At 70.6% G+C, this 8,277-nt stretch carries 6 protein-coding genes; 3 read left to right on the forward strand and 3 right to left on the reverse strand.

Annotated elements, in window-relative coordinates:
* Window positions 1-28 precede the first annotated feature (28 nt).
* A complete protein-coding gene (locus ACRDSK_RS11970) occupies window positions 29-1,582 on the forward strand; it encodes an alpha/beta hydrolase (RefSeq protein ID WP_431440414.1) in 1,554 nt (517 codons plus the stop codon).
* A gap of 156 nt (window positions 1,583-1,738) precedes the next feature.
* Here ACRDSK_RS11970 and ACRDSK_RS11975 read toward each other — a convergent pair whose 3' ends face one another.
* Genes ACRDSK_RS11975 through ACRDSK_RS11985 form a run of 3 tightly spaced genes read right to left on the reverse strand, consistent with a single transcriptional unit; the run spans window position 1,739 to window position 4,994 of the window.
* Complete coding sequence (locus ACRDSK_RS11975) at window positions 1,739-3,271, reverse strand: MFS transporter (RefSeq protein ID WP_431440405.1); 1,533 nt, start codon at window positions 3,269-3,271, stop codon at window positions 1,739-1,741.
* The gene (locus ACRDSK_RS11980) at window positions 3,268-3,972 is read right to left on the reverse strand and encodes an LppX_LprAFG lipoprotein (RefSeq protein ID WP_431440407.1); all 705 of its coding nucleotides are present in this window, start codon (window positions 3,970-3,972) and stop codon (window positions 3,268-3,270) included. The genes ACRDSK_RS11975 and ACRDSK_RS11980 overlap by 4 nt, the downstream gene beginning before the upstream one ends.
* Window positions 3,973-4,028: 56 nt before the next feature.
* A complete protein-coding gene (locus ACRDSK_RS11985; protein WP_431440408.1) occupies window positions 4,029-4,994 on the reverse strand; it encodes a GlxA family transcriptional regulator in 966 nt (321 codons plus the stop codon).
* Between the two features lie 241 nt (window positions 4,995-5,235).
* Here ACRDSK_RS11985 and ACRDSK_RS11990 point away from each other — a divergent pair, with 241 nt between their 5' ends.
* A complete protein-coding gene (locus ACRDSK_RS11990; protein ID WP_431440415.1) occupies window positions 5,236-6,444 on the forward strand; it encodes an MFS transporter in 1,209 nt (402 codons plus the stop codon).
* 23 nt (window positions 6,445-6,467) lie between these two features.
* Window positions 6,468-7,811, forward strand: a complete 1,344-nt coding sequence (glnA, locus tag ACRDSK_RS11995) for a type I glutamate--ammonia ligase (RefSeq protein ID WP_431440409.1) — start codon at window positions 6,468-6,470, stop codon at window positions 7,809-7,811.
* Window positions 7,812-8,277: the final 466 nt, after the last annotated feature.

Raw genomic sequence — 8,277 nt, forward strand, 5'->3', positions numbered from 1 at the left:
CAGATCCCGCCGGTTCGCCGCCCTACTCATGCTCGTCGCCACGGCGGCGGGCTGCACGTCGACAGTCGACGGGGCGTCCGAGGCGAGACTGCCCTTCGCCGAGTCGAAGGGGCCGGCCGGTGAGGTGCCGGCGGAGCTGGACAGGTTCTACGGCCAGGAGCTGACCTGGGAGAACTGCGCGAGCTACGCGAGCGGCGAGTACGACATCGAGCCGCTCGCCGACCCGGCCGCGCAGTGCACGCACCTCACCGTTCCGCTGGACTACGCGAAGCCCACCGGCGACACGATCCGCGTCGGTGTGCTCCGCAAGCCGGCCACGTCGGAGGCGGACCGGATCGGGTCGCTGCTGGTCAACCCGGGTGGCCCCGGCGTGGCCGGCCTGTCGACCGCGGTCCGGATGAGCGAGGCGAACGACGACCTGGCCGCGCGGTTCGACTTCGTCGGCTTCGACCCGCGCGGGGTGGGCTCCAGCGAGCCGACCGTCGACTGCCTGACCGACGAGGAGACCGACGAGGAACGGGCCGACGACATCGAGCTGGACACGTCGGCCGCCGGGACCCGGGAGAACGAGCGCGAGGCGCAGGACTACGTGGCGAAGTGCGCGGAGCGGACCGAGCACGGCGAGGCGATGCTCGCGAACCTCGGTACCCGCGATGTCGTGCGGGACATGGACGTGCTGCGCTCCGCGCTGGGCGACGACAAGCTCACCTACGTCGGGTTCTCGTACGGCACCCGGATCGGCAGTACCTACGCGGAGGCGTTCCCGAAGAACGTGCGCGCGCTGGTGCTGGACGGCGCGGTCGACCCGACGCAGAGCCAGACCGACTCGACCGTCGCGCAGGGGGCCGGTTTCCAGCAGGCCTTCGAGGACTTCGTGGACTGGTGCGTCGAGCGGGACGACTGCGCGCTGGGTCGCTCCGCGGATGCCGCCCAAGGGGACTTCCAGGACCTGATCCGCCCGCTCGCCGAGCGCCCGATGGACGTCGACGGCCGCCCACTGTCCTATGAGGACGCGACGACCGGGGTGGTGCAGGCGCTGTACACGCAGGACCTGTGGGAGCAGCTGAACACGGGGCTGAACGAGCTGCAGCAGCAGCGGGGGCAGACGCTGATGTTCCTGGCGGACCTGTACCTCGAGCGCGGCAAGGACGGGAAGTACACGACCACGCAGGAAGCATTCACCGCGATCCACTGTGTGGACGACCCGCGGGTCAGCGATCCCAAGGCCGTGCTCGACCTGAACACCCGCTACAAGCGAGCGGCCCCCTTCCTGGACGACGGCGAGCCGCCGGGCCAGGCGCGGGACGCGTGCGCGTTCTGGCCGGTGCCCCCGACGAGCGCCCCACACGTGCCGAAGGTCGAGGGGCTGCCGCCGGTCCTGGTCGTCTCGACGACCAACGACCCGGCGACGCCCTACAAGGCCGGGGTGGCGTTGGCGAAGGCCCTGGACGGCGGTCTGGTCACGTACGAGGCGACCCAGCACACGGTGTTCCTGCAAGGAAATCCGTGCGTGGACGACGCGGGGGCGACGTACCTGGTGGAGCAGAAGCTCCCCAAGGAAGGCACCCGCTGCAAACCGTGACTCGGACGCACCCAACCCGGCCCGAAACCCCGCGCGCACGCACGCGCGTGCAGAACTCACCTACCCAACGCCCCCACCCTCTCCGGGGGCACCCCTCACGCCAGTCTACCGAGGAACACCGACGAAAACGGTGGTCAGGCGCTTCCTGTGGACTACTCAGTGCGCTGTGGACAGTTCATCCCGGCGCCCCACGATGAACAACGCCAACACCGCCCCACCAAGACAGATGAACGACGTGATCAAGAAGATCTCCGTGTACTGCGTCAACAACGCCGAGTCCACCGCGGACCGGTAAGCGGCCAGTTCCCGCCGAGCCTCCTCCGGGGACTTGCCGAACGGCAGCGGCGTGTCCAGCGACGCGGTCAGCGTGTGGAACCGGTGCAGGCCCCACGCCGCCAGCGCCGCCACGCCGATCAGCATCCCCGTCATCCGGGCCACCACCACGCCCGCCGCCGCCACCCCGTGCTGCGAGACGGGCACCACCCGCAGCGCGGCCGACGACAGCGGCGCGATCACCGCCCCGAGCCCGAGCCCCGTCACGGCCAGGTCGACGTCCAACCGCGGCAGCGACACGAAGCCCAGCGAATGTTGCGCCGCCAACACGTCCACCGGCCAGCCCGAGATCAGCCAGAACCCCGACGCCGCGACGAGCAGGCCGCACACGGCGGGCCAGCGGTCGCCGAACCGCGAGGCCAGCCAGCCACCGAGCAGCGCCCCCACCGGCAACGCCACCAGGAACCGCACCAGCAGCAGCACGCTGCCCCGGTCGTCGCGCCCGAGCAGCGTCTGGCCGAACAGGTCGACGTTCACCAGCGTCACCATCAGCGCCGCGCCGGCCGCCAGGCTGGCCCCCAGACACGCGAGGAACGGCCGCAGCGCCACCCCGCGCGTGTCGATCAGCCGCGTCCGCGCCCGGTACTCCCACACCACGAAGCCCGCCAGCACCACGAGAGCCGACACGAGCAGCGGCACGCCCCATGGCGGCAGCACCGTCTCACGCGGCGTCGGGTTGTACAGCCCCACCACCGCGAGCCCGAGGGTCACCGCGAGCAGCACCGCCCCCACGACGTCCACAGTGGACCGAGGCACGCGCCGGGACGGCACCGTGAAATGCACCGCCACCATCGCGAGCACCGCGAGCGGCACGTTCACCCAGAAGACCCCGCGCCATCCCGCGACCGCCGCGATCGCGATCCCGTACAGCGGCCCCAGCACCGAGCCGAGCTCCTGCGCCGCGCCGACCGCGCCCAGCACCGCCGACCGCCGGTGCACCGCCCACAGGTCCGCCACCAGCGCCATCGTCACCGGCAGCAGCGCGCCGCTCGCCACGCCCTGGATCACCCGACCGGTCACCAGCAGGAACAGGTCCCCGGCGACCGCGGTGACGACCGAGCCTACGAGGAACCCGGCGAGGCACGCCTGCAGCAACATCTTGCGGCCGAACCGGTCCGACGCCTGCCCGAGCAGCGGCATCGCCGCGACGTAGCCGAGCAGGTACCCGGTCACCACCGGCGTGATCCGCTCCAGCCGGTTCACCGGGATCTGCAGGTCGTCGATGATCTGCCGCAGCACGCTGACGACGACGTAGGTGTCCAGCGCGCCCAGCAGCACGGCGAGCCCGCCGGCGCCGATCGCGATCGTCCGGCCGCGCCCCGCCGGCGCGTCGACCGGGGACGTCGGCGCCGTCACCGCGGCGCGGTGATCTCGACCGGCTTGTCCACATCGGACAGCGTGACGTCCACGGAAGGCGAGCCCTCCGCCGGCACCGCGACGCTCGCCTTCACCGGCTGGTGGTCGCCGTCCTGGCGCAGCCAGAACGTGATGTCCACATCGGAGTCCACGCCCGGCACCAGGTCGGCCACGACGTCCCGCGATGCCTTGCCCTTCACTCGGTAGGTCTGCACGCCCTCGACCTCCTCGGTGGCCTCCGTGTTCGGGTCCTGCACGTTCGACAGCACGTTCGCGACGCCGCGGCTCGGGTCGAGGATCGCGGCCGGGTCGTACAGGTTGGCGATCAGCGACGCCGGCAGCTCCTGGTAGTCGCCGGTCGGGCCCTTGATGTAGGCCTTGTCCCCGACGATGACGAACTCGCCCTCGAACAGGTTGCCGAACAGCGTCATCTTGACCGTGCCCTGCGCCGCGCCGGCTCCGCCCTCCTCGCGGGTCAGGTCGCCGTCCGCGCTCTGCACGTCCAGGCCCGGCACCTTGCCGTCGACCGTCAGCGTGAAGTGGGCACTCCTGATGTCGGCCGTCGACCGCGCGGCGTCCTCCAGCAGCCCGGCGGCGTCCGGCAGCGAGCTGCCCTCCTCACCGCCCTCGTCGGACGTGCAGGCGGTGAGAACCGTCGCGAGCAACGCGAGCAGGGTGACCAGGAACCGGCGCATGACCATGCCGCGCATCGTAGGACCGACGAGCTGAGAGCGGCCCCGCCTTGTCCGAATCGCAGTCAGCCGGCTCGAAACGTCTTCCGGTAGGCCAGCGGCGAGACACCGTGTGCGGCGCGCATGTGCTGGCGCAGCGACGCCCCGGTACCCAGGCCGGACCGCGCCGCGACCGCGTCCACCGCCAGCTCGGTCGACTCGAGCAGGTGCATCGCGTGCCGCACCCGCTGCTGGGTCAGCCAGCTGCCGGGGGACTGGCCGGTCTCCGCGCGAAACCGCCGCGAGAACGTGCGCACGCTCATCCGCGCGTGCGCGGCCAGCATCGCGAGGTCGAGCGGCTCGGAGAGCCGACGCAGCGCCCACGCCCTGGTCGGCGCGGTCCCGTCGGCCCCGCTCTCGGGCACGCTCCGGTCGATGAACTGCGACTGGCCGCCCTCCCGCCACGGCGGCACGACGCAGTAGCGAGCCGCCCGGTTGGCCACGTCGCTGCCGTGGTCGGCGCGCACGACGTGCAGGCACAGGTCCACGCCGGCGCCGAGACCGGCCGAGGTGAGCACGTCGCCGTCGTCGACGAACAACACGTTCTCGTCGAGCAACACCTTCGAGTACAGCTCTCGGAAGTCGTCGGCGTGCGCCCAGTGCGTCGTCGCCGGCCGGCCGTCGAGCAGACCGGCCGCGCCGAGCACGAACGCGCCGGTGCAGATCGACATCACCCTGGCCGCCGGCGGGATCGTGGCCAGCGCCTTCGCCACGTCGTCCGGCAGCGAGCCGTCCCGGCGAGCGCCCGGCAGGCGGGTTCCCGGGATGATCACCGTGTCCGCCTCGGCCAGGATCTCCGCGCCGTGGTCGGGCACGATCGTGTACCCCGCTGCCACTCGTATGGGTGACGTGTCGAGCCCGCAGACGCGCACGTCGTACAGGCGGTCGCCGGCGGCGTCGGTGGCCTCGCCGAAGATCGTGGGCGGGATGACCAGGTCGTAGCCGATGACGACGTCCAGCGCGAGCACGGCGACCCGGTGCGGTGCGGCCATGGCCAGATTCTTGCACATATTGGCGATCTGGCCACTCGTGTCTGGCGAACCGATCGCTGACGCTAGGCCACGGCACGCACGACTCGCGTGGCTGCCAACCGCACCTAAGGGGAACGGGGCGCGACTCAGCCACAAGTACGCACCGAGAAGGACAGGACCGACCAACGTGACCACAAGGGTGAATTCCGGGGAGGCGGGACATCTGCACTGGGCCTGGGTCGTCGCCGCGGTCTCGTTCGTCATGCTCATCGGCGCGGCCGGCTTCCGCGCGGTGCCGAGCGTGCTGATCGACCCGCTGCACGAGGAGTTCGGCTGGTCACGGGCCACGATCTCGGCCGCCGTGTCGATCAACCTGGTGCTGTTCGGCCTGATCTCGCCGTTCGCCGCCGCGCTGATGGACCGGCTCGGGATGCGCCGCGTGGTCGCCGGCGCGCTGGTCCTGGTCGCCGCGGGCAGCGGGCTCACGGTGTTCATGACCGCGAGCTGGCAGCTGATGCTGTGCTGGGGCGTGCTGGTCGGCGTGGGCACCGGTTCGATGTCGATGGCCTTCGTGGCCACGGTCACCGGCCGCTGGTTCGTCCGCCACCGCGGGCTGGTCAGCGGCATCCTCACCGCCGCGGGAGCCACCGGTCAGCTGGTCTTCCTACCGCTGGTCGCCGCGCTCGCCACCGACCACGGCTGGCGGCTGCCGGCGCTGGTCGTGGCCGCCGCCGCGCTCGCGGTCGTCCCGCTGGTGCTCGCCTTCCTGCGCGACCATCCGAGCGACGTCGGCACCACGGCGCTGGGCGCCACCGAGGCGAGCGCGCCGGTCACGGTCACCGGCAGCAGCGCGGCGCGGGCCGTGCGGGTGCTCCGCGAGGCGGCCCGGACCCGGACGTTCTGGCTGCTCGCCGGCGGGTTCGCGATCTGCGGGGCGTCCACGAACGGCCTCGTCGGCACGCACTTCGTGACCGCCGCGCACGACCACGGCATGCCGCACACAACGGCCGCGTCGCTGCTCGCGCTGGTCGGCCTCTTCGACGTCGCCGGCACGATCCTGTCCGGCTGGCTGACCGACCGGATGGACCCGCGGGTGCTGCTCGGCGGCTACTACACGCTGCGCGGGCTGTCGCTGATGATCCTGCCCGCGCTGTTCGCGCCGGAGACCCAGCCGAGCATGTGGGTGTTCATCATCTTCTACGGCCTGGACTGGATCGCGACCGTGCCGCCCACGGTTGCCTTGTGCCGCAACAGGTTCGGCGACGCCGGACCGGTCGTGTTCGGCTGGGTGTTCGCCTCCCACCAGGTCGGCGCCGCGATCGCCGCGGTCGGTGCCGGAGCCGTGCGCGACGTGCAGGGCAGCTACGACCTGGCGTGGTTCATCGCCGGCGGGCTGTGCGTCGCGGCGGCCCTGCTGTCGCTCTCGATTCGTCCGATCCGGGATCCCGTCCTCACCGAAACACGCCGTTAACACGATCTACCTAGGCTGCGGCCATGGATCGACAGCAGGAGTTCGTCCTCCGCACGCTCGAGGAGCGGGACATCCGGTTCGTGCGCCTCTGGTTCACCGATGTCCTGGGCTTTCTCAAGTCGGTCGCGGTCGCGCCGGCCGAGCTCGAGGGCGCGTTCGCCGAGGGCATCGGCTTCGACGGCTCCGCGATCGAGGGCTTCGCCCGCGTCTACGAGTCGGACATGGTCGCCCGCCCCGATCCGGCGACGTTCCAGGTGCTGCCGTGGGAGGACCCGGAGGGCCACCCCTACGCGGCGCGGATGTTCTGCGACATCGCGATGCCGGACGGCTCGCCGTCGTGGGCCGACCCGCGGCACGTGCTGCGGCGCGCGCTCGCCAAGGCCAGCGAGGCCGGGTTCACCTGCTACGTGCACCCCGAGATCGAGTTCTTCCTGCTCTCCGAGCTGCACGAGGACGGCCGCGAGCCGGTGCCGGCCGACAACGGCGGGTACTTCGACCAGGCCAGCCACGCCACCGCGACGCACTTCCGCCGGCACGCCATCGAGACGCTCGAGGCGATGGGGATCTCCGTGGAGTTCAGCCATCACGAGGGGGCCCCCGGCCAGCAGGAGATCGACCTGCGCTACGCCGACGCGCTGACCATGGCCGACAACGTCATGACCTTCCGGTACGTGGTCAAGGAGGTCGCGCTGACGCAGGGCGTGCGGGCCTCGTTCATGCCCAAGCCGTTCTCCAACCAGCCGGGGTCGGGCATGCACACACACGTGAGCCTGTTCGAGGGGGACCGGAACGCCTTCTACGAGGGCGAGGACCCGTACGAGCTGTCGGCGACCGGCAAGGCGTTCGTGGCCGGTCTGCTGCGGCACGCGCGGGAGATCTCCGCGGTGACCAACCAGTGGGTCAACTCGTACAAACGCCTGATCGTGGGCGGTGAAGCCCCGTCCGCGGTGTGCTGGGGTCACGCGAACCGATCCGCTCTGGTACGGGTGCCGATGTACTCACCCGGCAAGGCGTCATCCCGTCGGGTGGAGATCCGCAGTCTCGACTCGGCCTGCAACCCCTACCTGGCGTACGCGGTGATCCTCGCCGCCGGCCTCAAGGGCGTCCGCGAGGAGTACGAGCTCCCGCCGGCCGCCGAGGACGACGTGTGGTCGCTGACCGACGCCGAGCGGCGGGCGGCCGGGTACGCGCACCTGCCGCAGAACCTGGGCGAGGCGCTCGCGGAGATGGAGAGCTCGGAGCTGCTGGCCGAGACGCTCGGCGAGCACGTGTTCGACTTCTTCCTCCGGAACAAGCGCAACGAGTGGGACGCCTACCGACGCTCCGTGACGCCCTACGAGCTCCGCACGCTGCTCCCGCTGCTCTGAAAGGGCCGCTGACCAGCCGATTTGACTTTGCCCACGGCTGGTCGCTAACTTTTCTCTCGTCGCAAGACACGGCGGACGGGCTCGGAAGTAGCGAGTCGGACCCGGACGACGTGAACCGCAAGGCCCCTGTTAGGATTCAGGGGCTGGCAGCGAGCTGGGCCAAGCGAGTTGACATCGCGAGACGGACCAGATAACGTGTTGCGGCGCAGGGATTCGGTTCTCCTCCCAAGCGAGGCCCTCGAGGTCTCCCAAGCAGGGAGTGACGGATCCAACCAAAGTAGGAAACCAAGCAGACGTCCTTCTGATCGTTCCGCTTCTGGCGGTCCGTGATGGGTGTGCGTGTGTTGTTTGAGAACTCAACAGTGTGCCGATTCAATATGCTAGTGAGCTTGTGCCTGGGCCTTTTTTGGTTTGGGTATATTTTGCTGGGATTGATTGAGTCTCCAAATTAAGCATTATTGGAGAG

It is taken from the genome of Actinophytocola sp., from assembly GCF_050699915.1.
Taxonomy (GTDB): Bacteria; Actinomycetota; Actinomycetes; order Mycobacteriales; family Pseudonocardiaceae; genus Actinophytocola.

Coding starts and splice junctions, on each gene's coding strand:
- ACRDSK_RS11985 (WP_431440408.1), bottom strand. CDS start 4,994: ATGGCCGCACCGCACCGGGTCGCCGTGCTCGCGCTGGACGTCGTCATC.
- glnA (WP_431440409.1), top strand. CDS start 6,468: ATGGATCGACAGCAGGAGTTCGTCCTCCGCACGCTCGAGGAGCGGGAC.
- ACRDSK_RS11990 (WP_431440415.1), top strand. CDS start 5,236: ATGCTCATCGGCGCGGCCGGCTTCCGCGCGGTGCCGAGCGTGCTGATC.
- ACRDSK_RS11970 (WP_431440414.1), top strand. CDS start 29: ATGCTCGTCGCCACGGCGGCGGGCTGCACGTCGACAGTCGACGGGGCG.
- ACRDSK_RS11980 (WP_431440407.1), bottom strand. CDS start 3,972: ATGGTCATGCGCCGGTTCCTGGTCACCCTGCTCGCGTTGCTCGCGACG.